Raw genomic sequence first — 23017 nt, 5'->3', positions numbered from 1 at the left:
CGATGGCCGATACCTACCGTCCCGACAGCGCTGAGCAACTGCGCGAGCTTGTCGCCTGGGCCTCCGCCGAGGAAGCGCCGCTCGAAGTCCTCGGGCGCGGCTCCAAGCGTGGGCTTGGCCGGCCGATGCAGGCGCAGGCCGGCGTCGACATGACCGGCTTTACGGGCATCATCGAGTACGAGCCCGATGAGCTGATCCTGGCCGCGCACACGGGAACGCCGCTGGCGGAGATCCAGGCGGAACTGGCGGCGAAGGCGCAGGACTTCGCCTTCGAGCCGCCGGACCTGGGGCCGCTGTTGGGCGGCGAGGCCGGGCAGGCCACCATCGGCGGCACGGTAAGCTGCAATCTGGCGGGGCCACGCCGGGTGAAGTCGGGCGCGGTGCGGGACCACTTCCTGGGCTTCCATGCCGTTTCCGGGCGTGGCGAGGCGTTCAAGTCCGGCGGCCGCGTGGTGAAGAACGTCACCGGCTATGACCTGTGCAAGCTGATGTGCGGCGCGTACGGCACGCTTGCGGTGATGACCGACGTCACGCTGAAGGTGCTGCCGGTGGCGGAGGAGACGCGGACCGTCCTGCTGGTCGGCCTGGACGAGGACGCGGCCGTGAAGGCGCTGACAGCGGGCTTGCAGTCCGCCTACGAGGTGTCCGCCGCCGCCCATATGCCGGCGGATATCGCCCGCGCGAGCGGCGTGTCCACCGTCAGGAAATCCGGCGGCGCGGTTACCGCGCTGCGCATCGAGGGGCCGCCGGTCTCCGTCAAGCACCGGGCGAAGAAGCTGGCCGAAGAAGTGCTGCACGGGCACGGCGAAACGCACGAATTGCAGGACCGCACAAGCCGGGATTTCTGGGCGGAGGTGCGCGACGTGCGGCCGTTCGTCGGCCTGGACGGCACGGCCGTGTGGCGCATCTCGGTGCCGCCGGCCGAGGGTGCCGGGGTCGCGAAGCGGCTTGGCGAGGCGGTGTCCGGGGCGCGGTATTACCTGGACTGGGGCGGCGGCCTGATCTGGCTGGCGGTGCCGCAGGGCGAGGACGCACAGCACGCTAGTGTTCGCGCGGCGCTGGGCGATTCGACCGGCCACGCGACACTGATCAAGGCCGATCCCGAGGTCCGCGCGGCCGTGCCGGTGTTCCAGCCGCAGGCCGACGGCGTCGCGGTGCTGACGAAGAACCTGAAGGACGCCTTCGACCCGCGCCGGGTGCTGAACCCGGGGCGGATGTACGCGGGGGTGTGATGAGCTTGGCGGCTTCCCCCTCACCCTGTCCCTCTCCCCCGCGTCGGGGGAGAGGGACAGGGTGAGGGGGCACTCGCCCAGACGGAGACGAGGCAAGAGACGGCCCATGCAGACCGAATTCAGCCTGGCACAACTGGCCGATCCCGAGGTCGCGAACTCGAACGAGATCCTGCGGCGCTGCACGCACTGCGGCTTCTGCACCGCGACCTGCCCGACCTTTGTGCTGCTGGGCGACGAGCTGGATAGCCCGCGCGGGCGAATCTACCTGATGAAGAAGATGCTGGAGGGCGGCGCGGCGCCGGATGACCGTACCGTCCTCCACATCGACCGCTGCCTGTCCTGCCTGTCCTGCATGACGACCTGTCCGGCCACGGTGCACTACATGCACCTCGTCGACCACGGCCGGAAGTATATCGAGGAGAACTACACGCGCCCCTGGCCGGACCGGGCGCTGCGCTGGCTTCTGAAGGAGGTCCTGCCCTACCCCTCGCGCTTCCGCGCCGCGCTGGCCGGGGCCACCCTGGCGCGGCCGTTCACGCGGCTGTTTCCGGGGCGGCTGAAGACGCTTGTTGGCATGGCGCCGCGCGCGCTGCCCTCGCCCTCGTGGGTGGACAGGCCGCAGGTCATTCCGGCGGAAGGGCCGCGCAAGGCGCGCGTCGCGATGCTGAATGGCTGCGCGCAGCAGGTCATCGACCCGGACATCAACGAGGCGACCGTCCGACTCCTGACCCGCCACGGTGTCGAGGTCGTGGTGGCGAAGGGCGCCGGGTGCTGCGGTGCGCTGGTCCACCACATGGGCAAGGAGCCCGAGGCGCACGTGCAGGCGAAGGCGAACATCGCCGCCTGGGTGCGCGAGATGGACGGCGAGGGGCTGGACGCCGTCATCATCAACACCTCGGGCTGCGGGACGACGGTGAAGGACTACGGCTACATGCTGCGCCTGGACGACGAATGGAAGGACGCCGCCCAGCGCGTCTCCGCCCTCGCGAAGGACGTCAGCGAGTTCATGGCCGACTTCGGGCTGATGCCGCCCGTGCGCGGCAGCGACATGCGCGTCACCTATCACTCCGCCTGCTCGATGCAGCACGGCCAGGGCATCACGCGCCAGCCGAAGCAGCTTCTGGCCGACGCCGGGTTCACCGTCGCGGACGTGCCGGAAGGGCATATCTGCTGCGGCTCGGCCGGGACCTATAACCTCTTGCAGCCGGAAATCGCCAACCAGCTTCGCGAGCGCAAGGTGGAGAACATCGCGCGCACCCGGCCCGACGTGATCGCCACCGGCAATGTCGGGTGCATCACCCAGATTGCGGCGGGGACGGACGTTCCCATCCTGCATACCGCGGAATTGCTGGACTGGGCGACCGGCGGCCCGCTGCCGAAGGCGCTGGAGGGCGCGGACATCAAGGAACGGCCGCCCCGGCCCGCGACGGCCGAGGCGGCCGAGTAAACTTCAGTGTTTCCTAGCTGACGAGCTGCACGGCGGTGATGTTGATCCGGTTGCCGTTGAGCGGGTCGCAGTTGATCTCGAAGTCCGGGGTTCCGGCGAATTCCACGCTGTTGGTGACGATCTGCAGGCAGCCGACGGACCCGCTCGTGCCGCGGAAATCCAAGTCGGTATCCGGCATATAGATTGCGCCGTCGAAGACGAGGTCGGTGTTGCCTGCGAGATCGCTGCTGCTGCTTGAGCCTTGCCGGGCGAGGACGATGCCGCTGGTCGGGCCGGAGCTTGGGGCGGTTAGGTCGACGTTGGGCCCGCCGCTGACGTTGATGTCGGAATCGTCCATGATGATAGTGACATCGTCGCCCGTGACATTGGCGCCGGAACCGATCGATACGTCCCCACTCATAACGTAAACACCGGGGTCCAGGTGGACGGCGCCCTTGAAGTCATATCCGCTGGGGTAGCGGCCAGGCTTCAGGTTGACGCTGTTGCTCGGTTTCGACTTCTTGTTGTGAGTGGGGCTGATTGAAGCATTGGCGATTTCGTTGGCGATCTCATCGTCGCGCTCTGCATAGGGATTCCGAAGCGGGCGCCCGGTTCCGGCAATTATGGGTTCCGTGGTGCTGATTACGCCATGCGGATCGTCGACGCCGCCAGCAGAATAGAGCGTCAGAATCTGCGCTGAGGCACTGCTACCGTCGGTGACAACACTGGCGTTGGGCGATGTCGAGTTCGCGGCAAAGCCACACTGCGTCGCCTGGATACTGACGCTGCCGCTGATGGTGATGCCGGTTCCGGTCGGCGACAGGGCCAGGACGCAGGCCTGGTTGTTCGCAAGCAGCGCGGCCACCGCCTCGGTCGAGACATTACCGACGTTCTCGCCGAAGACGGGAGCGAAGATAAGTACGACGCCGTTGTTGTTGGTCGCGGCGCGGCGTGTCACCACGCGAATGGCATTCGGCGCCATGTTGGTTTGCGTGAACGTTCGCGTCGCCGGGTCCCAATCGCCAAAGGTCACATCGGCGTTTTGCAGCACGTTGCCGTGAATATTCGCGGACATGTTCATGCCGGCATAGGTGATCGCCCGCTGCTCGGCTGTATCCACGTCGGGGAGCTGCCAGGCGCCGGCGCGGGCAGCCACGTCGGCGGTTGCCTGCAACTCGCCTCGGATCGAGGAGAGGTGGGCAAGGTCCACGGCAACGGCGCCGGCACCCAGAATGACGGGCAGGCTGACGGCGATGAAGGGCATGGCGGCGCCGCGCTCGCCGCGGATCAGGCGGCGCAGGCCGCGCATCAGTGCATTCTTTCGCGACATCACGATTGCTCCTGACGCATGACGATCTGCTGGGTGATGTTCTCGTCCGTGAAGAGGCCGAGGACATCAACCAGCACGGCTTCCTTGGCGGGCACCTGGATGGTGACGGATACGTTCGGATTGCCGTTGGACGGGTCGGCGTCCACGGCAGTCACCGTAAAGCCCATGTCGCCATAGGCCGACAGGTGCGCGTTCGCGAGATTCACGCCCTCGGTCTCCGTCGCGCCTTCGACGGCCATGGCGCGGGCGGCCTCGCGGGCGGCGTTGATCATCTGGTTCTGGACGGAGAATAGGATGCCGAACTGCACGATGCCGAAAAGCACCAGCAACAGGACCGGCAGGATCATCGCGAATTCGACGGCCGCCGCGCCGCGCTCTCCAATTCCCGGCAACCGCCGGAGGCGAATCAAGGGTTGGATCTGCTGCTTCAGCATGGCCGACGTCTCCAAAGGCCACTTGGCCCTTCTACCAATCAGGATGATGCTGAAGGTCTACGCTCCAACCGTTAGGAAAGCGTTAAATATTTCGAGCAAAGCCCTACAAATACTTTATGGATTGGTGTTCGACCGGCATCGCCTAAGTATTAAATCACAAGTTTTACCTATTCTGATTATTCAATATTAAAACAATTTGGCCTAATTTCATGACGGGGCGACATCAGTCGCCGTCCTTCAGCCAACCCAACGCCGCGTCCAGCGTCTGCATGGACCGCGCGACGACCATCTCCCGCCAGTCGTCGCGGTCGGGATAGAAGACGCGCCGCAGCTCCGCCTTGATGGCACGGCCCTTGGCCGAGTCCAGCGTGCCCTCCGGGGCGTGGGCGTGCAGCCAATTGTCGCCGCGCAGCGCCCGGCGCACCTCCGGCGACGGCGAGGTGCCGTATTCCAGCGCGCAAGCCGTCAATTCGGCGTGCGAGAGCGCCGCCTCTATGCCGTCCAGGTTCACGCCATGCAACTCCGTCGCTGCCGAGGTGCCGAGGAACGGGGAGGCGATGTCGTCGTCCCACACCTGCCGCGCCCGCTCGTAGGCGGCGGTATCGGGCCGGTGCACGACGATCCGCTCGCCGTGGCCATAGGGCCCCAGACCGGTGTGATAGTCGACCAGCGCCACGCGCCTTGCCTTGGAGAGATAGCGCGACAGGATACTCTCCAGCGTTCGCCGCGACCACGTCGGCGCGTGCCCGCCGAAGAAGATGCCGTCGGGATGCGCGTATTGCCCGCCCGAGATTGCTTTCTGCAACGCGCGAGTGCCGTGCTTCTCGGCATAGGCGTCCAGGACCGCGTCGCATTCCGCGACCGTGTCCGCGTCCCACGTCGCGGGGCAGAGATAGGGGAACAGCTCCTCGAAGCCGTGGTTCACGGGGTAGGGCCGGCCGTGGTCGATGAAGTTCCGGTTCAGGTCGACGTTGCCTTCCGTCACCCGCCGCAGCCAGGCGAAGCCGTGCGGGTTGATGGCATGGATGTGAAGCTGTGCAAGACTATCCGGCGTCCGCGCGCCATCGCGAAGCCAGGCGACCTGACTGCCGGAGCCGCAGAACCCCTCCGCCCCATGCGTGCCGGAGATGGTGACGAGCACGCGCTCCGCATTCCTTGGGCCCAGCCATGCGACGTCGGTATCGACGGGCCCTCCGTCCGGTCCCGGCGCCGGGTTCGACCAGGCCTCGACCGCCGCGCCGGCATCGCGCGCGGCATCCCGGAAACGTGCCCTGGAGTCGCTGTAATCCTCACCGAAATGCACGTGAACCGGCATGACTGCCCTTTCCCTCCGTTCATTGTGAAGCAATCGGGACTATGCTGTTTCGTCACTCTAGGCCATACTTCGATCCATGACACCAACGGCGCGAGCTTTCGTGGCCGCCGCCCTGCTAACGTTGAGCGCAAGCGGCGCGGCGGCCGACCAGAACGACCCCCGGCTCGACACGCTGTTCCGGCAGTTGGGCAAGGTGGATACGCTGTTCGAGGCGCAGCGGGCGGAGCAGCGCATCTGGCGGATCTGGCACAAGCACGACGACGACAAGGTGACGGCCGCCATGGCGACCGGGCAGGCCGCCCTGTCGGAACAAAACCGTAAGGCCGCCCTGTCCTCGTTCGACCGCGCCGTCAAGCTGGCCCCGAACTTCGCCGAGGCCTGGAACGCGCGCGCCACGGTGAACTACCTGCTCGGGAACTACGAGCGCTCGCTCGCCGACATCCGCCGCGTGCTGGCCCTCGAACCGCGCCACTTCGGCGCACTCAGTGGGCGCGGTCTCTGCCTGATTGCCCTCGAAAAACCCCGGCAGGCGCTGGATGCCTTCGAGCAATCGCTGAAGGTCCACCCCTTCCAGCCCGGTACACGCCAGCGCGCGGAGCAGCTTCGAAAGCTCTTGGACGAAAACGCGATCTGAGGCGAACCGGACGGGGTTGCCCCTCACCGTACGCGCCCGTGCCGCAACGGAAGCTCCCGTTCAGCCCGCCGGAAAGCGGCTATGTGGCTGATATCCCCGGAAAAATCGCCTCCCCTCCAGGGGGAGACAACTCGCCGCAAGGCGAGCAGAGGGGACTATCCCCTCTGCTCCGCCGAAATCCGGCGTGACGATTACCGCCCGGCGATGGCGTCCGCCTTCTGCACCAGGTTCTCGGCCTGGCGGATCGAGGCGAGGTCGATCAGCTTGCCGTCGAGCGTGACCGCGCCGCGGCCTTCCTTCTGGGCCTGCTCCATCGCCTCCAGGATGCGCCGCGCCTGGCTGACGTCCTTCTCGGACGGGCTGTTGATGTCGTTCGCCAGGTCGATCTGCGTGGGGTGGATGGCCCATTTGCCCTCGCAGCCCAGGACGGAGGCGCGGTTCGCCTGTGCCTTGTAGCCCTCGGCGTCCTGCACGTCGCCGAAGGGACCGTCGATCGGGCGCAGGCCGTTGGCGCGGGCGGCAACCACCATGCGGGCGATGGCGTAGTGCCACATGTCGCCCCAGTGGTAGTCCCGCTCGCCGCCGCCCTCGGGCGCGTCTGTCAGCACGCCGTAGGAGGGGTTGGGGCCGCCAATGGTGGTGACGCGCATCTTGGTCGACGCGGCGTAGTCGGCGACGCCGAAGTGCAGGCTTTCGTTGCGCGGGCTCGCGGCGGCGATCTCGTTGATGTTGGCCATGCCAAGTGCGGTCTCGATGATCAGCTCGAAGCCGATTTGCTTCTTGCGGCTCTTCGCGGCCTCGACCTGGCTGACCAGCATATCGACGGCATAGACGTCGGCGGCGGTGCCGACCTTCGGGATCATGATAAGGTCCAGCCGGTCGCCGGTGCGCTCCAGCACCTCGACCACGTCGCGGTACATGTAATGGGTGTCGAGGCCGTTGATGCGCACCGATATCGTCTTGTCGCCGAAATCGATGTCGTTCAGCGCCTGGATGATGTTCTCGCGGGCCTGCTCCTTGTCGTCCGGCGCGACGGCGTCTTCCAGGTCCAGAAAGATCACGTCGGCCGCCGACGTCGCCGCCTTTTCGAGCATCTTCGCGTTGCTGCCGGGAACGGCAAGCTCGCTGCGGTTCAGGCGGGCAGGCGCTTGCTGGACGATCTTGAAGCTCATCGGCTGTTTCCCCCTTGGGTGGAACGGATGGTTATCGTGAACCGGTATGCGGCGTTGCCGCAGTTGGCGACGACACTCGCCTTTCGCGGCGAGATTTTCAAGCCGCCCCCTCGGGCGGGTAGGCGCCTACCCGGACGGTAAGCCGCGCGCCAGCGGGTGTTTCTCCGTGACCAGCGCCTTCAGCCGCTCGTCGAGCACGTGCGTGTAAATCTGCGTGGTCGAGATGTCCGCATGGCCCAGCATCTCCTGCACCGAGCGCAGGTCGGCCCCGTGGCCCAGCAGGTGCGTCGCGAAGGCATGGCGCAGCACGTGCGGCGTCACCTTCGCCGGGTCGAGCTTGGCGTCGAACGCCAGCTTCTTCAGCATCTGCGCGAAACGCGCCCGCGTCAGGTGGCCCTCCCGAGACCGGCGCGAGGGGAACAGCCACGGGCTGTCCGCGCCGCCGGGCGCGAAGCCGCGCCGCACTGGCAGATATTCGGCCAGCGCTTCCCGCGCCGGTTCGCCCAGCGGAACCTGCCGTTCGCGCCCGCCCTTGCCGCGGACCAGCAGCAGGCGCGGGTCATTCCTGGCCGCCCGGGCCGGCAGCGTCACCAGCTCGCTGACGCGCAGGCCGGTAGCGTAGAGCACCTCCAGCAGCGCGACGAGGCGCAGCCCCTCCGCGCCCTCAACTGTGCGGGCCTGTTTCAGCAGGTCGCCCACCTCCGCCTCGCTCAGAACCTTCGGCAGCGGCCGGCCGCGCCGGGGCGAGTCGAGCGGATCGGCGGGATCGTCGCCGCGCATGCCCTCGGAATAGAGAAAGCGGTAGAACTGCCGCAGCGTGGACAGCCGGCGCGCCAGGGTGCGCGGGCTCAACCCCGCCTTGGCAAGTTGCCCCAGGAAGGCACGCAGGTCGTCGGCGCTTGCCGTCGCCACCGCGCCGCTGCGTCCCGCAAGGAAGTCGGAGAGATGCCGTAGATCGACGCGGTAGGCGTCGACGGTATTGATGGAGGCGCCGCGCTCGCCCGCCATCATCTCCAGGAACCGCTCAATGACGAGGCTGTCGCCGTCCACGCCCGAAAGCCCTCAGATACCGCCGGCCACGACGGCTTCGATGGCAAGTCGCCGCGCCTCCTCTTCCAGCCCTACCTGGTTCAGAGCCTTCAGCGCCATGCCAAGAGCCACCGGATGGCAGTCCGAAATGCCGGTTCCACCGAGGGCCATCACCGACAGCAGGACCGCTTCGCCCAGCCGTCCGCCCTCCCCCGCTTCCTGCAAGGCGAACAGCAGGGCGGCCGGCGGCGCCGCGCGGGTGTCGCCCGGTCCCTCTGCGGCAATTTCCGCCCAGCTTCGCGATTCCCGCGTCCCGAAAGCCTGGAAGGCGGTCTGCAGCAGGCTTTCGCGCGCGGCCACACCGTCATCCCCGCCGACCTGGGTCGAGCGCCACGCGGCAAGGCCGCCGTTGACCGGCACCTCGCCGCCGCCCGAGAGCCGGGCGTAGGGCCACAGCATGGTGACGGCCGCCGCGGCCTCCGGATTTATGATGGCCTCCTGGCGCGCCATCATCAGCCAGCGGTTGGCGGCCTCGGCCCGGTTCGCGGCATACAGCGCCCGGCCCGCCGTGGCCGCGAACCACGCCAGTTCCGGCTTTACCTCGATATCGGCCAGGATCGGCGCGAACAACCGGGCCAGCGGCAGGTAGAGGCCACCGTCGGCGGAATTCAGGGCTTCGCGCACCAGCTCGGCCCGCACGGCGGCGGCCGGGTCGCTGCGCGCGGCCTGATACAGCAACGCGCGCCGGCGGACCGGCGTCATGTTTTCGTCCGCCGCCGGGCCGTTCAGACTGGCGGCGTTGCGCAGGCGGGCTTCCTGGAACTCGAAGCGCATGTAGATCGGCCGCAAGCGCTCCGCCGCCAGGGCCCCGCGCGCGGCGGCAAGCTCGGCCGCGACGGCGCGCACCTCGGCGGAGGTGCCCTCGTGCGCGGCCACCGACATCAGGCCGGCAACCTCCATGCCGGCCAGCGACTCCTTCGCGACCGGCAGTCCGCCCGCGAACATCAGCGCAAGCTGCATGGGCCCCGGCGCCTCGACCACAGGGGCCGATCCGGCGCCCTGCTCTACCGCGGAGAAAACTGCGAAGAAAGGCACGTCCGTGTCGCGGCCGACCTCCCGCAGCAGGGACACCGTGAGGCTGGCCTGACCGATATGCCCGGCATGGATCTGGCAGACCGCCATCGCCTTTTGCCAGAACACCGCGTCGTATTCGCCGACAGCGTCGCGGACCTTGTTACAGGCTCGGTCCCGCTGGTGGGCAAGCAGCAGGGCCTCGACGTGCAGGCGCGTCAGTTCGGCGTCGCTGAAGCGCTGCGGCGCGACGCGCAGCAGGTCGATCAGCCCGCCGGTCTCGCCAAGCGCGGCGAGACGCTCGGCGCGCAGCTTCAGCAGGTTGTCCTCGCCCGCCTGCGCGGCCTGCTGGCGATGCGGCGGGGCGGCGCTGGACAGCAACAGCCGACGGGCCAGCGCGCGTAGGCTGTGCGAGCCGATGTCGGCGGGAATGCGGGGAATCAGCGCCTCGACCACGCCGCGCGGCGTGCCGGCCCACATGTCGGCGCGAAAACCGCCCGCGCCTTGATCGAGCACGCCGACGGAACCGGTGGTCAACTCGTCCAGGCGGTCGACCTCGATCCCCTCGATGTCGCGGCTGCTCGACGGCTTTTCCTTGGCGGACCGCCGTTCGGGCGCGCTCTCTTCGGGATCGGCCGTGTCAGGCTCGCCGCTGGACACCGCTTCGCTGTCTGCGGCACCGCCCGACGACGCCTCGCCCGCCGGTTCCGGGTCGAGGGGCGCAAGGCGCAAGGGCTCGCCGACGTCGTCCTGCGCCGCCGCCATCCCGGGCACGAGGCACAGGACGAGCGCGGCAGCGGCGATGGATGCGCGCACCCTAGCGGTCGAAACGATCATTCGGTATGACCTTCTCCACGGTCCGGGTCGGAGCCGGGATCTCCCAGGTCATGAGGAACACGCCGCCGGCGACGATCGCCGCGACGACCAGGACTAAAAGGGCAACACTCAAGCTCTTCATCGCTCGCCCATGCTGGGTCGCTTCTGGATCATCGGGCCCGGACAGCGACCCGGCGCCCGGCTCTATTCCGCTGCGCGGACTTGCATCCGACCAGCGCGGTCGTGATAGGGTCCGAGTATGGCGAATTTGCGGCAACGCCCCGCCGCGCGCACGCCCCGGCGGGGGTTGAACGGCGGGTGCGGCACCCCTTCTCTAGTAGCGTGATGCCCGAGAGCACATCCGAAATCAAGGTTCCGCGGACCATCGTCCTGGTCGGCCTCATGGGGGCCGGCAAGACCTGCATCGGCAAGCGCCTGGCCGCCTGTCTGGGAACCGAGTTCGTGGACGCGGACGCCGAGATCGAATCGGCCGCCGGCATGTCGATCTCCGAGATCTTCGAGGTCCATGGCGAGAGCGGATTCCGCCAGGGCGAGCGCCGCGTGATCGCGCGACTGCTGCGCCGGCCGCCACACGTAATGGCGACCGGCGGCGGCGCGTTCATGAACGAGAAGACGCGCGAACTGATCAAGCGGCGCGCCATCTCGGTCTGGCTGCGCGCCGATCTCGACCTGCTGGTCCGGCGCACCTCGCGGCGCAGCCATCGCCCGCTGCTGCGCGGGCGCGACCACCGGGAGGTGCTGGGCAAGCTGATGGAGGAACGTCACCCGGTCTACGCCAAGGCGGACGTCGTGGTGGACAGCGCGGACGGCCCGCCGGAGGCGATGGCGGAACAGGTTGCCCGGGCGGTCATGGATTATGTCCGCCGCAGCGGCATCGATGGACCGGAGGAGGTGGCCGACGATGGCTGCATCCTGCCGGAGAGCGACAAGGAAATGACCTGGTGAGCGAGATCGAACGGCTGCGCGTCGAGCTTGGGGCGCGCGGCTACGACATTCTGGTGGGCCCCGGCCTGCTGGCCACGGCCGGCAAGCATATCGCCCCGGTGCTGCGCCACGAGCGCGTCTTCATCATCACCGACGAGACCGTGGCTCGGCTGCACCTGGAAGCCTTGGAGCGGGCGCTGCGCGAGGCGGGAATCGCCTACGAGGCCCTCGTCCTGCCGGCGGGCGAGCAGGCCAAGAGCTTCGAACACCTGGAGCGACTGACCGACAAGCTGCTGGCCTTCCGGATCGAGCGGCGCGACGCCCTGATCGCGCTGGGCGGTGGCGTCATCGGCGACCTGGCCGGCTTTGCCGCGGCGATCACGCTACGCGGCGTGGACTTCGTGCAGATCCCGACGACGCTGCTGGCGCAGGTGGACAGCTCTGTGGGCGGAAAAACCGGCATCAACAGCGCGCATGGCAAGAACCTGATCGGCGCCTTCCACCAGCCGCGGCTGGTGCTGGCGGATACGGAGGTGCTGGACACGCTGCCCCGGCGGGAGCTGCTGGCCGGCTATGCCGAGGTGGTCAAGTACGGCTGCATCGACGACGCGGAGTTCTTCTCCTGGCTGGAGACGCGCGGCCTCGACGCCATCGAGGGCGATCCGGCTGCCCGGCGCCATGCCATCGTAACCTCCTGCCGGCGCAAGGCCGCCGTGGTCGCGCGCGACGAAACCGAGTCCAGCGGCGCGCGAGCACTGTTGAACCTGGGCCATACCTTCGGCCACGCGCTGGAGGCGGAGTGCAAGTACGGCGGTGAATTGCTGCACGGCGAGGCGGTCGCCATCGGCATGGTGATGGCCGCCGACCTGTCGGTCGAGCTGGGCCTCTGCCCGTCCGAGGACGCGGCGCGGATTCGCAACCATCTTGCCGCCGTCGGCCTGCCCACCGGGTTCGAGCACATGCCGGGCCGCGTGTGGTCGCCGGCCCGCCTGCTGGACCATATGAGCCGCGACAAGAAGGTACAGGACGGGCGCGTAACCTTCGTCCTGCTGCGCGGTATCGGCCAGGCCTTCGTCAGTCACGAGGTGGACCCCGCGGCGGTCGAGGCGCTGCTTACAAACGCGATCGCGGCATGACCCACGCTTGCGCGCGAAGCGCGGGAGAGATGACGATGCGTGACGGGAACGTGGGGCGCCTGAGAGGTCAACGGACGGTTCACTTCGAATAGATGGACACACATATCCTATTTTTGCTTGGCGCCATTGTGCTGTTGCTGGTGGCGTCCGGCTTCTTCTCCGGCTCGGAAACCGCGCTGACGGGGGCTTCGCGACCGCGCATGCACTCCCTGGAACAGCAGGGAGATACAGCGGCGGCGACGGTCAACGCCCTCTGGCAGCGCAAGGAGCGCCTGATCGGCGCCATCCTGCTGGGCAACAACCTCGTCAACATCATGGCCTCGGTGATCGCCACGGGCGTCTTCATCACCCTCTTCGGCGAGGCCGGCATGGTCTACGCCACCATCATGATGACGGTGCTGGTGCTGATCTTCTCCGAGGTGCTGCCGAAGACCTACGCCATCCATCACGCCGACCGGATGGCACTGGCGGTTGCTCCGATCATGCGGGTCATCGTCATTGTCTTCGGCCCGGTGAACCACGCCGTCTTCCTGATCACACGCTCGACCCTGCGCATTTTCGGGGTGGACATAGGCTCACCCCTGGGCTCGGCCCAGAGCGAGGAGGAGCTGCGCGGGGCCATCGACCTGCACGCCGGCGGCAGCGAGGAAGTGCGCCAGGAGCGGCAGATGCTGCGCTCCATCCTCGACCTGGGCGACGTCGAGGTGAGCGAGATCGTCACCCATCGCAAGAACGTCGTCACCCTGAACGCCGACATGCCGATCGAGGACCTGATCGGCGAGATGTTCTCGATCCCCTATACGCGGGTCCCGGTCTGGCGCGGCACGCCGGACAACATCGTCGGCGTCCTGCACGCGAAGGAGCTGTTCCGCGCCTACAAAACTGCCCACGGCGAGGTCGGCGGCCTGAACGTGGCCGAGATCGCCAATCCGCCGTGGTTCATCCCGGATTCCACAGACCTGCTAAGCCAGCTTCAGTCGTTCCGCCGCCGGCACGAGCATTTCGCCATCGTCGTGGACGAGTATGGTGAGATGGTCGGCATCGTCACGCTGGAGGATATCCTGGAGGAAATCGTCGGCGAGATCGCCGACGAGCACGACATCCATATCGAGGGCGTCAAGCCGTTGAAGGACGGGGCCGTCATCGTGGAGGGCACGGTGACGATCCGCGACCTGAACCGGCAGTTCGAGTGGCGCCTGCCGGACGAGGAAGCCTCGACCATCGCCGGCCTCGTGCTGCACGAGGCCCGGCGCATCCCCGAGGTGGGCCAGGTGTACGTCTTCCACGGCTTCCGCTTCGAAATACTGGGCCGTCAGCGCAACCAGATCACTTCAGTCAAGATGACGCCGCTGAGCGACGGCGAGGACGACGCCGGGCCGGTGCCGGAAGAGGACGCCGGGACGCCAGGCTGAGCGCCGCACGCTTGACCGCCCACGGCCAGCCTCTATGCTGCGACGCAGCATGTTTCGGGAGGGCACAATCGCCATGCCGCTGTCGCAGCCAGCAGAGCGCGAAGAGCTACACCACCGCCGCTACGATTTCCGTGGCTTTCGCCGCGCCGACGGGTTGTGGGACATCGAGGGACGGCTTTGCGACATCAAGGCCTATCCGTTCGAGAACGAGGACCGTGGCACGATCCAGCCGGGCGAGGCACTGCACGACATGGAGATTCGCCTGACCATCGGCGAAGACTTCGTGGTCCGTGATGTCGAGGCCACGACGAATTCCGGGCCGTTCCATGTCTGCCCGGCCATTGCGCCCAACTACCGGAAATTGATCGGAAAACGCCTTGGGGCCGGCTGGCGGCGCACCCTGCGGGACGAGGTGGGCGGCACCGAGGGGTGCACGCACTTGACCGAGATGCTGGGCGCCATGGCGACCGTGGCGTTCCAGACGCTCTATCCCGTCCTGGCAAGCGAGGGAAAGCTGAAGGCCGCATCCGGAAGGCGTCCGCCGCTGATCGATAGCTGCCACGCCTTCCGTAGCGATGGGCCGGTGGTCAAGCGCGAATGGCCGAAGCATTACACCGGCGAGGACGAGCCCGCCGAAGAGCCCGTTCACGAGACCGCCAAAGCCGGCAAGCCCTAGAGCATTTCCGCGATTGGCGGAAACGCGAAAATGCCCTGGCTTCTTGATTCGGCGTGTTTCAGGACGACGAACCGGTCCCTGCTTCAGCCAGGATTGCTCTAGCCTGCACTCGGCTGCACCGAATAATCGCCGTTCCAGCCATTGCCGTTTGCGCTGTTTGCGGGCGCGCCGTTCTTGTCGTTGCCGAACAGCACACCGTGGCCGGCCAGGAAATGGCCGCGCTCCGTGGCGGCACTGCGGAAATAGCTCAACACGAACACCCGAACGCTGGATGTCAGGCCGGAGCCCCGGCGATAGCGGTCGACATAGGCGACGATATCGCTCGTCCGGCTTCTCTCGCGCTGGCAGATTTCTTCCAGACCTTCCCACATCTCCGGTTCCAGACGCAGGCTTGTCCGGCGGCCGTTGATCGTCACGTTCCTGCTGACGAGCCCGCTGGCCTCGCTGTCATCTTGTTTGTTCATGATTGCAACCTGCTTTTGAAGCATCCCCCAAACGTCTGTAGTTTGTATCACGCCAGGGTATGCAAGTTATGCGATTTTGCAACCATAAATTACCGAATTCGAGAAAAAAACACGTGTTACGTGTATCGCGGCTTCCATACACCGGTTGTTCGAGTCGCTAACCATCTGATTTCATAGCGCTTCCGTCTGCCGGTCCTGGTCCGGCGTCATCGCCTTGATCTGCAGTGCATGGACACGTTCCGCCAGCTCCTCCGACAAAAGCGCATAGACCATGCGTTGCCGCTCCACCCGGCTCCGGTCCTCGAAGGCCGCGGACACGATTTCCACGTGGAAGTGCGTTTCCCCGCCGGGTCGCCAGCCCGCATGGCCTTCGTGCTTGTGTGAATCGTCCCGGACCTCAAGACGGACCGGGTCAAGCCCCTCGCGAAGCTTGCGCTCGATGCGTTCGGCAATCTGCATGGCTGGGTCTTGCTAACCGTGATTGTGGACAGGGGGGAACCTGATACCGTCCGCAGCGACCTGTCAAGCAAGCCCATGAGCACTCCAGCATGACCCGGACAGATCAAGCCCCAGCCACGGCCGCCCGGCAGCCGGTGACGGCGCGCGGCGCCTATCTGCTACTGGGCGCTATCGTGCTGCTGTGGGGCGCCAACTGGCCGGTCATGAAGGTGGCCCTGGACTACGTTCCGCCGCTATGGTTCGTCGCCGCCCGCCTCCTCATGGGCCTGGTCACGCTGGCAGCGATCCTTGTAGCCTCAGGGCGGTTCATTCTGCCGCGGCGCGGCGATATCCCGGTGGTGATATCGGTAGGGTTGCTGCAGATGGCGGGGTTCCTCGGCTTCGTGAACATCGGCCTGCAGGAGGTCGACGCCGGCCGGTCCGCCATCCTGGCCTACACGACCCCGCTGTGGGTCACGCCGGCCGCCATCCTGCTTTTGGGAGAGCGCCTGAACTGGCGCAAGGGACTGGGGCTGCTGCTGGGACTGGCGGGCGTTGCGGTCCTGTTCAATCCGCTGAACTTCGACTGGTCCGATACGGAAAAGGTGACGCACAATGCTGTGCTGATGCTGGCGGCGCTGTGCTGGGCCGGTGCCATCTTGCATATTCGCGGGCACCGCTGGATATCCTCGCCCCTCCAACTCGCGCCCTGGCAGATGGCCGTGGGCAGCGTGCCCCTGCTGATCGCGGCGTGGGCATTCGAGGGGCCGCCGACGGTGGAGTGGTCGCCGGGCATTGTCGCCGCCATCGCCTACAACGGTCCGCTCGCGACTGCCTTCTGTTTCTGGGCCTCGGTCACGGTAAGCCGGAGCCTGCCGGCGATCTCGACATCGCTCAGCCTGCTGGGTGTGCCTGCCGCCGGGATGCTGTTGGCCGCCGTTACCCTGGGCGAGATGCTGTCGCTCACGCGGCTGGGCGGCTTCGCCCTGATTTTGGGCGGGCTTGCGATGGTCCAGCTTACCGACCTTGCCAGGTCCGGGGGCGCGCGCTGAGCCCGGCTTGTCAGGCCGGGGGGCTGTCCCCATACTTGGCAGTGCCATGAGTCGCACGCAGCCAGATGCCCTGTCGCGCCCCTTCCGACGTACCGGCCCCGGTGCGGAGCGGCATGTGCGCGCCTGCGACCATCCCGATTGCCCGGAAGAGGGCGTGCACCGCGCGCCGCGCTCGCGCGACCGGCTGAACGAGTACTATTGGTTCTGCCTGCAGCACGTGCGGGAGTATAACCGCGCCTGGAACTACTTCGCCGGGATGAACGAGGACGAGATCGAGTACGAGCGCCAGCGCGACACCACCTGGCACCGACCCTCCTGGCCTTTTGGCAGCATCGGCGCCGGCCCGTACCGCCCCGGCACCGGCGGCTTCCGTGACGACTTCGGCTTCTTCTCGGAAGAGCGGGATGACGAGGCAAACGAGCGCCGCCAGTGGAACAGCGGCCGCCGCGAGCGCGCGCGCTGCGGCCAGGCGAGCGAGGAGGACCAGGCCCTGGACGAGCTTGGCCTGGATCCGCCGGCCACCTTCGCCGAGGTCAAGGTGCGCTACAAGGAGCTGGTAAAGCGCCTGCACCCCGACGCCAACGGCGGCGACAGGTCGCAGGAGGACAAGTTGAAGGCGGTAAACAGGGCGTACGCTACGCTGCGAACCCTTTATGTGAAGTGAGGGCGCACACGCCTCGGGGGTACCCAAGGCGCCGGCCAGCACTTACATTACCGATGGGCGTAACCTCCCGAATTTCAGGACGGCGCCTGCCCGTCGTGGCAGGCGGATGATGGAAAGGATGACTATGGCTGCTGACACGACAAATGCCGCACCGGCGGACGGGCCCGACATCAAGATCTCGGTGCGCCAGACGTTCGGCATCGATTCCGACATGCAGGTGCCCGCGTTCAGCCAGCCGACGGAACATGTGCCCGAGCAGGACGAGACCTATCGCTTCGATCGGGACACCACGCTGGCGATCCTGGCGGGCTTCGCCTATAACCGCCGCGTCCTGATCCAGGGCTATCACGGCACCGGCAAGTCGACGCATATCGAGCAGGTGGCCTCGCGCCTCAACTGGCCTTGCGTGCGCGTCAACCTGGACAGCCATATCAGCCGCATCGACCTGATCGGCAAGGACGCCATCGTGCTGCGCGACGGCCAGCAGGTGACCGAGTTCCGGGAGGGGCTGCTGCCCTGGGCGCTGCAGCATCCGACCGCTCTTGTCTTCGACGAGTACGACGCCGGCCGCCCCGACGTCATGTTCGTGATCCAGCGAATCCTGGAGGTCGAGGGCAAGCTGACCCTGCTGGACCAGAACCGGGTCATACACCCGCATAAGGCGTTCCGCCTGTTCGCCACGGCGAACACCGTGGGCCTGGGCGACACGACCGGCCTTTATCACGGCACGCAGCAGATCAACCAGGGCCAGATGGACCGCTGGAACATCGTGGCCACGCTGAACTACCTGCCGCACGACGAGGAAACCCAGATCGCCCTGCAGAAGCTGCCCGGCTACGATACGGAACAGGGGCGCCAGACCATATCGGCGATGGTGAACTGCGCGGACTTGACCCGCAGCGGCTTCATCAACGGCGATATCTCCACGGTGATGAGCCCGCGCACGGTGCTGACCTGGGCCGAGAATGCGCAGATCTTCAACGATGTCGGCTTCGCATTCCGGCTCAGCTTCCTCAACAAGTGCGACGAACTGGAGCGACCCGTGGTGGCGGAATACTACCAGCGCTGCTTCGGCACGGACTTGCCGGAAACGGGCGTCGAGGCCACGCTGGTCTAGAGCATTTTCGGGCGACGAGCCGGTTCCCACTTCGTCTGAAAACGCTCTAGCGGGCGTTCAAGCGGCACCGCGGCGGTAGTGAGGCGATGAGCGACCAAGAGAACCCCATCGAGCGTTTCAAGCGGGCGACGGCCGCCACCATGCGGGCCATCGCCGAGCGCGACGACCTGACCGTGAATTTCTCCGGCAAGGGCCAGGGGATGCGCGGCAGCGAGGCGCGCCTGCCCCTGCCTGGCCGCGAGTTGAGCGCGCAGGACGCCGCGATGGTGCGCGGCGAGGCGGATTCCCAGGCGCTTCGGCTCAAATATCACGACGACTCCGTGCATTCTTCGAACCGGCCGACGAACGAGGCCGCGCGCGAGATTTTCGACGCCATCGAGCAGGCCCGCTGCGAGGCGCTGGGCAGCCGCCGCATGGCCGGCGTCGCCGCCAACCTGGATGCCGCAATGGACGAGCACTATCGCGCGCGCGGCTATTCCCACATCCAGCACCGCGAGGACGTGCCGCTGTCGGAGGTGCTGCGCGTCATGGCGCGCGAGTCCCTGACGGGCATGAGCCCGCCGCCCTCGGCCAAGGCGATGCTGGACGCCTGGCGTCCCACACTGGATACGCAGGTCCTGCGCGATATCGACGAGCTGAGCCAGGTCGCGGACGACCAGGGAAACTATGCCAAGGCGGTCCGGCGCATGCTGCGCCATCTCGACCTCGACGCCTCCTCGGAGGAGGAAGAAGCGGCCAGCGAGGAGGACGAGCAGGCCGAGGCGGAGGAGAGCGAGGACCAGCAGGGCGAGGGCGAAAGCCAGGGCGGCGAATCGGACTCGTCCGAATCGACCACTTCGATGGAAGGGGATTCAAGCGACGAGGGTGATAGCGCCGGCGCCGAGGAGGAGGACAGCGACAGCGAGGGCCAACTTATCTCGGGCTCAAGCTCGGAGCAGCCGGGCCGGCCGGGCTCGCAGCCGCGCCATCAGGACCGCCGCAACGCCCGCGACGAAGAGGCCTATGGCGCCTATACGACCGAATTCGACGAGACCATAGACGCCGCCGAGCTCTGCGATCCGGACGAGCTGACGCGCCTGCGCCAGATGCTGGACCAGCAGCTTGCGCACCTACAGTCCGTCGTTTCCCGCCTTGCCAACCGGCTGCAGCGCCGGCTTCTGGCCAAGCAGACGCGGGCGTGGGAGTTCAACCTGGAGGAAGGCGCGCTCGACACCGCCAGGCTGGCGCGCGTGGTGGTCAATCCCGAGTTCCCGCTGTCCTACAAGCAGGAAACCGAAAGCGACTTCCGCGATACGGTGGTCACGCTGCTGATCGACAACTCAGGCTCGATGCGCGGACGGCCGATCACCGTGGCGGCGATGAGTGCGGACATCCTCGCCCGCACGCTGGAACGCTGCGGCGTCAAGGTCGAGATTCTGGGCTTCACCACGCGGATGTGGAAGGGCGGCCAGTCGCGCGAACGCTGGATCGCCAACGGCAAGCCGGCGAATCCGGGCCGTCTCAACGACCTGCGCCATATCGTCTACAAGGCCGCCGACACGCCCTGGCGGCGGGCGCGGCGCAAGCTGGGCCTGATGCTGCGCGAGGGCGTCTTGAAGGAGAACATCGACGGCGAGGCGCTGTTGTGGGCGCACAACCGTCTGATTGCCCGCTCGGAGCAGCGGCGCATCCTGATGGTGATCTCCGACGGCGCGCCGGTCGACGACTCCACCCTATCGGTCAATCCGGGCAACTACCTGGAACGTCACCTGCGCGAGGTGATCGACGAGATCGAGCGCCGCTCCCCCGTGGAGTTGACCGCCATCGGCATCGGCCACGACGTCACCCGCTACTACCGGCGGGCCGTCACAATCTTCGACGCGGAGCAGCTTGGCGGCACGATGCTGGAACGCCTCGCCGATCTGTTCGACGAAGAGCCGCTGACCCCCACAGGCCGGCGGGGCGGGGCACGGGCGGCCGGCGGTCGGCGGTAGCGATACATCCCGGTCCGCCTCTACCTGTTGACGTAGCCACCGCGCACCATCATGTGCGGAGCAGGCATCCGGCAACCGAAGAGAGGCCGAGATGACGGACAAGCTCAACAAGATCAGCTTCGATCTCCAGGGCGCCATGCGACAGCTGGGCCGCATGACCCGCAAGGGCGTCGACACGGTAAAGGGAAAGGCCGAGGCGCTGTCGGAGGACGACGACCGCGAGGAGCGGAATACCCGTCGCGACCGTGCAGCCCGAGGCGACAGCGGCGAATAGGGCGAATAGTCCGCGCTACGCCACACCTGTATCTCCATCACTTTCGGGACGGCGTGCTCCCCCTCATCCCCCTGCCTGCCTTTTGGCGGGCGGAGCGGCTGCCTTGTGTGTCATGCAGTTTGCCATGGTGTAGCGGTCCTGATGATGGTGTTCAGGATACGGAGCAGGCGAGGAAGGCAACCTTCTTGGGTCGGCCTTGGGCTTGGTCGTTTCGGGGCCGTGACACCCCGTCGGCCCCTCCGCATATGCCGGCAAACGCGTCAGGATTCAGGGTGTTGGATTGATTTGCCCGTTTTACGGGTGGTTTGAGCGGGCGCCTATAACCCGGCCAGCCGCAGGGATGGCCGGCGGGTGATAAATGTCTGCGAGAAACTTGTGACTTGCAACTTTTTCGCCACCCTCCTTTCTTGCCGTGCCGCAAAGCCGCGGCACGGCAAGAAAGGAGGGACTGTATGGAGCATCCTGAAGCCCCTCTAATTTCGGTTCTCCAGCCGCATTCGTCGAGAAATTTTACACGCAACCTCAGTGCCCCGGCGTCGACTCCACGATCACGTCGATGGCGACCTCCCCCGCATCCTTGAAACGCAGGGTCAGCAGGAAGCGGTCGTCGACCTTGAGCGGGCGCTTCAGGCCCTCCATCCAGACATGCACGCGCCAGGCGGCCAGGGCCAGCGGCTGTCCGGGCTGCAACACCAGGTCGCCGATCCGCTCCGCGTTCGCGCCCTTGCCGGTGCGCAGATAGACCTTCTCGGCGACTGGCGACGACAACTCCACGAGATGCACCTCGCTGTCGCCGTCGTTCAGCAGCGGCATGTAGACAGGCCCGGCATCCGCCTCCGTCGGCGGCGCCCAGGCGTGGCCGATAGCGATCTTCTCCAGCTTCGCCGAATGCGCCAGCGCCGAGCCCGGCAGCAGCAGCAACAGAACGGCGAGCGTCAGGGCAATGCGACGCATGGATACCTCCTTGTCCCGGATGATGTGGGGTTTCGCTCGCGCGGCGCCACCCGTGCCGCGCTTCACAACAAGTCGTGCACCCGCTTTCGCAGGACCGGCAGCAGCTCGGCCTCGAACCAGGGATTGCGCTTCAGCCACGCGGTGTTCCGCCAGCTTGGGTGCGGCAGCGGAATGCAGGCGGGCAGATACTCGGCGAATGCACGCACCGTCTCGCTCATGGTGCGCTTGCGCTGGCGCCCCAGGTAATAGGCCTGCGCGTAGCTGCCGACCAGCAGGGTCAGCTCCACGCGGGGCAACACCGCCAGCAGGCGTGCATGCCACAGCGGTGCGCACTCCGGCCGGGGCGGCAGGTCGCCGCCGCGCGGGTCGCGGCCCGGATAGCAGAACCCCATCGGCGCGATGGCGATGCGCGTCTCGTCGTAGAAGGTATGCCGGTCGATGTCGAGCCAGTGGCGCAGGCGGTCCCCCGACGGATCGTTCCAGGGAATCCCGGTGTTGTGTACCTTGGTGCCCGGCGCCTGTCCCACGATCAGCACGCGCGCGCCCGAGGCGGCGCGGACCACCGGACGCGGCCCCAGCGGAAGCTCCGCCGCGCACACCTCGCAGGCGCGGATTTCGTGCAGCAGCTTTTCCAGGCTTTCCCCGCTCACTGGGACTCCGGAATGCCCTCGCGCAGCAGCCGCTCGACATAGGCCGGCACGATCTCGCTTGCAGCGCCATGCAGGTGCTCGTGGAACTGCACGCTGCCGTCGGAAGGCTCCAGGTTCAGCTCCACCGTATGCGCATCGCCATAGAAGCCGGCCTCCTGCACGAAGCCCGCGGCGGGGTAGACCGAGCCGGACGTGCCAATCGAGATGAACAGGCCGCAGGTGCCCAGCGCGGCATAGATACGCTCCATTTCGAACGGCATCTCGCCGAACCAGACCACGTGCGGTCGCAGCCGGCCCACGGCGCCACAGGACGGGCAGGCCGTCTCCACCGTGATGTCGTCCTTCCAGGAATGCGCCTCGCCACAGGCTTCGCAACGTGCTTTCAGCAGTTCGCCGTGCATGTGGATCAGGTTTCGCTGCCCGGCGCGGTCGTGCAGGTCGTCGATGTTCTGCGTGACCACCAGGACCTCGCCGGGCCACGCCTGCTCCAGGCGGACCAGCGCCTCGTGCGCCGCGTTCGGCTTCACATCGGACTCGACAAGCTGCCGGCGCCGGTCGTTGTAGAACGCCTGCACCCGCGCCGGGTTGCGGTGGAACGCCTCCGGCGTGGCGACATCCTCCAGCGACACCCTGGACCAGATGCCGTCCTTGTCGCGAAAGGTGTCGAGGCCGGATTCCTTGGAGATTCCGGCGCCGGTCAGGACGACGATGGACGGACTTGCTTTCGACATGGCGGCGGGGATGGTAAACGATGGCGCGCCAGGAGCAACCCGCTGTCCAGGCGCGTACCGCACACAATCGCG

24 protein-coding genes are annotated in these 23017 nt (G+C 67.0%); 12 read left to right on the top strand and 12 right to left on the bottom strand.

Going from position 1 to position 23017, the window contains the following annotated elements; all coding sequences use genetic code 11:
• Positions 1 to 2 precede the first annotated feature (2 nt).
• Both glcE and glcF read left to right on the top strand, forming a co-directional pair.
• Complete coding sequence (glcE, locus tag DRB17_RS03040) at positions 3 to 1232, top strand: glycolate oxidase subunit GlcE (protein ID WP_114580687.1); 1230 nt, start codon at positions 3 to 5, stop codon at positions 1230 to 1232.
• A 106-nt stretch (positions 1233 to 1338) separates the two neighbouring features.
• A complete protein-coding gene (glcF, locus tag DRB17_RS03035) occupies positions 1339 to 2679 on the top strand; it encodes a glycolate oxidase subunit GlcF (RefSeq protein ID WP_114580686.1) in 1341 nt (446 codons plus the stop codon).
• Between the two features lie 13 nt (positions 2680 to 2692).
• On the opposite strand, the gene DRB17_RS03030 is transcribed toward glcF, so the two are convergent.
• From DRB17_RS03030 to DRB17_RS03020, 3 genes are all read right to left on the bottom strand, one after another.
• Positions 2693 to 3988, bottom strand: a complete 1296-nt coding sequence (locus DRB17_RS03030; protein ID WP_114580685.1) for a TadG family pilus assembly protein — start codon at positions 3986 to 3988, stop codon at positions 2693 to 2695.
• Complete coding sequence (locus DRB17_RS03025; RefSeq protein ID WP_114580684.1) at positions 3988 to 4422, bottom strand: TadE/TadG family type IV pilus assembly protein; 435 nt, start codon at positions 4420 to 4422, stop codon at positions 3988 to 3990. Before DRB17_RS03025 ends, DRB17_RS03030 begins: the two co-directional genes overlap by 1 nt.
• Before the next feature lie 223 nt (positions 4423 to 4645).
• Positions 4646 to 5737 carry a M14 family metallopeptidase gene (locus tag DRB17_RS03020; RefSeq protein WP_114580683.1) on the bottom strand — a complete coding sequence of 364 codons (1092 nt, stop codon included), beginning with the start codon at positions 5735 to 5737 and terminating at the stop codon, positions 4646 to 4648.
• A gap of 76 nt (positions 5738 to 5813) precedes the next feature.
• On the opposite strand from DRB17_RS03020, the gene DRB17_RS03015 reads away from it, so the two are divergent.
• On the top strand, positions 5814 to 6371 hold the full coding sequence (locus DRB17_RS03015) for a tetratricopeptide repeat protein (protein WP_114580682.1): 558 nt from the start codon (positions 5814 to 5816) through the stop codon (positions 6369 to 6371).
• A gap of 191 nt (positions 6372 to 6562) precedes the next feature.
• Here the strand turns inward: DRB17_RS03015 and DRB17_RS03010 are convergent, their stop codons facing one another.
• From DRB17_RS03010 to DRB17_RS20440, 4 genes are all read right to left on the bottom strand, one after another.
• Complete coding sequence (locus tag DRB17_RS03010; RefSeq protein WP_114580681.1) at positions 6563 to 7543, bottom strand: HpcH/HpaI aldolase/citrate lyase family protein; 981 nt, start codon at positions 7541 to 7543, stop codon at positions 6563 to 6565.
• Between the two features lie 126 nt (positions 7544 to 7669).
• Positions 7670 to 8593, bottom strand: a complete 924-nt coding sequence (locus DRB17_RS03005) for a site-specific tyrosine recombinase XerD (protein ID WP_277738559.1) — start codon at positions 8591 to 8593, stop codon at positions 7670 to 7672.
• Between the two features lie 12 nt (positions 8594 to 8605).
• Positions 8606 to 10480 carry a hypothetical protein gene (locus DRB17_RS03000; protein WP_147274783.1) on the bottom strand — a complete coding sequence of 625 codons (1875 nt, stop codon included), beginning with the start codon at positions 10478 to 10480 and terminating at the stop codon, positions 8606 to 8608.
• Entirely contained in the window at positions 10461 to 10601 is a 141-nt protein-coding gene (locus DRB17_RS20440; RefSeq protein ID WP_164496320.1) for a hypothetical protein, read from the bottom strand. Before DRB17_RS20440 ends, DRB17_RS03000 begins: the two co-directional genes overlap by 20 nt.
• Before the next feature lie 200 nt (positions 10602 to 10801).
• On the opposite strand from DRB17_RS20440, the gene DRB17_RS02995 reads away from it, so the two are divergent.
• From DRB17_RS02995 to DRB17_RS02980, 4 genes are all read left to right on the top strand, one after another.
• Positions 10802 to 11425 (top strand): shikimate kinase, encoded by a 624-nt coding sequence (locus DRB17_RS02995; RefSeq protein WP_421778390.1) that lies wholly within the window; start codon positions 10802 to 10804, stop codon positions 11423 to 11425.
• Positions 11419 to 12540 carry a 3-dehydroquinate synthase gene (gene aroB, locus DRB17_RS02990; protein WP_114580678.1) on the top strand — a complete coding sequence of 374 codons (1122 nt, stop codon included), beginning with the start codon at positions 11419 to 11421 and terminating at the stop codon, positions 12538 to 12540. Before DRB17_RS02995 ends, aroB begins: the two co-directional genes overlap by 7 nt.
• Before the next feature lie 92 nt (positions 12541 to 12632).
• Positions 12633 to 13952: an HlyC/CorC family transporter gene (locus tag DRB17_RS02985; protein WP_114580677.1), complete on the top strand. Its 1320-nt coding sequence runs from the start codon at positions 12633 to 12635 to the stop codon at positions 13950 to 13952.
• Between the two features lie 73 nt (positions 13953 to 14025).
• On the top strand, positions 14026 to 14628 hold the full coding sequence (locus DRB17_RS02980; RefSeq protein ID WP_114580849.1) for a DUF2889 domain-containing protein: 603 nt from the start codon (positions 14026 to 14028) through the stop codon (positions 14626 to 14628).
• A gap of 98 nt (positions 14629 to 14726) precedes the next feature.
• Here DRB17_RS02980 and DRB17_RS02975 read toward each other — a convergent pair whose 3' ends face one another.
• Positions 14727 to 15092 (bottom strand): ribbon-helix-helix domain-containing protein, encoded by a 366-nt coding sequence (locus DRB17_RS02975; protein WP_114580848.1) that lies wholly within the window; start codon positions 15090 to 15092, stop codon positions 14727 to 14729.
• Between the two features lie 171 nt (positions 15093 to 15263).
• On the bottom strand, positions 15264 to 15551 hold the full coding sequence (locus tag DRB17_RS02970) for a BolA family protein (protein ID WP_114580676.1): 288 nt from the start codon (positions 15549 to 15551) through the stop codon (positions 15264 to 15266).
• A gap of 89 nt (positions 15552 to 15640) precedes the next feature.
• Here DRB17_RS02970 and DRB17_RS02965 point away from each other — a divergent pair, with 89 nt between their 5' ends.
• The 5 genes from DRB17_RS02965 to DRB17_RS02945 all read left to right on the top strand — a co-directional run bounded on the left by DRB17_RS02965 (position 15641) and on the right by DRB17_RS02945 (position 20610).
• On the top strand, positions 15641 to 16582 hold the full coding sequence (locus DRB17_RS02965) for a DMT family transporter (protein WP_114580675.1): 942 nt from the start codon (positions 15641 to 15643) through the stop codon (positions 16580 to 16582).
• 46 nt (positions 16583 to 16628) lie between these two features.
• On the top strand, positions 16629 to 17246 hold the full coding sequence (locus tag DRB17_RS02960) for a DnaJ domain-containing protein (RefSeq protein ID WP_114580674.1): 618 nt from the start codon (positions 16629 to 16631) through the stop codon (positions 17244 to 17246).
• A gap of 118 nt (positions 17247 to 17364) precedes the next feature.
• On the top strand, positions 17365 to 18363 hold the full coding sequence (gene cobS, locus DRB17_RS02955) for a cobaltochelatase subunit CobS (RefSeq protein WP_421778341.1): 999 nt from the start codon (positions 17365 to 17367) through the stop codon (positions 18361 to 18363).
• Positions 18364 to 18449: 86 nt separating this feature from the next.
• Positions 18450 to 20336, top strand: coding sequence for a cobaltochelatase subunit CobT (gene cobT, locus DRB17_RS02950; RefSeq protein WP_114580672.1), 1887 nt, complete (start codon positions 18450 to 18452; stop codon positions 20334 to 20336).
• Positions 20337 to 20427: 91 nt separating this feature from the next.
• Complete coding sequence (locus DRB17_RS02945) at positions 20428 to 20610, top strand: hypothetical protein (protein WP_114580671.1); 183 nt, start codon at positions 20428 to 20430, stop codon at positions 20608 to 20610.
• A 522-nt stretch (positions 20611 to 21132) separates the two neighbouring features.
• Here DRB17_RS02945 and DRB17_RS02940 read toward each other — a convergent pair.
• The 3 genes from DRB17_RS02940 to cobB form a co-directional block, all read right to left on the bottom strand.
• Positions 21133 to 21564 (bottom strand): copper chaperone PCu(A)C, encoded by a 432-nt coding sequence (locus DRB17_RS02940; RefSeq protein WP_147274782.1) that lies wholly within the window; start codon positions 21562 to 21564, stop codon positions 21133 to 21135.
• Between the two features lie 62 nt (positions 21565 to 21626).
• Entirely contained in the window at positions 21627 to 22214 is a 588-nt protein-coding gene (locus DRB17_RS02935) for a uracil-DNA glycosylase family protein (protein WP_206607762.1), read from the bottom strand.
• Entirely contained in the window at positions 22211 to 22945 is a 735-nt protein-coding gene (gene cobB, locus DRB17_RS02930; protein WP_114580669.1) for a Sir2 family NAD+-dependent deacetylase, read from the bottom strand. Before cobB ends, DRB17_RS02935 begins: the two co-directional genes overlap by 4 nt.
• Between the last annotated feature and the right edge of the window lie 72 nt (positions 22946 to 23017).

It is taken from the genome of Ferruginivarius sediminum (genome assembly GCF_003344765.1).
In the GTDB taxonomy this organism is placed as follows: Bacteria; Pseudomonadota; Alphaproteobacteria; order Kiloniellales; family Rhodovibrionaceae; genus Ferruginivarius; species Ferruginivarius sediminum.
This window is presented reverse-complemented; position numbering and strand designations above follow the sequence as displayed.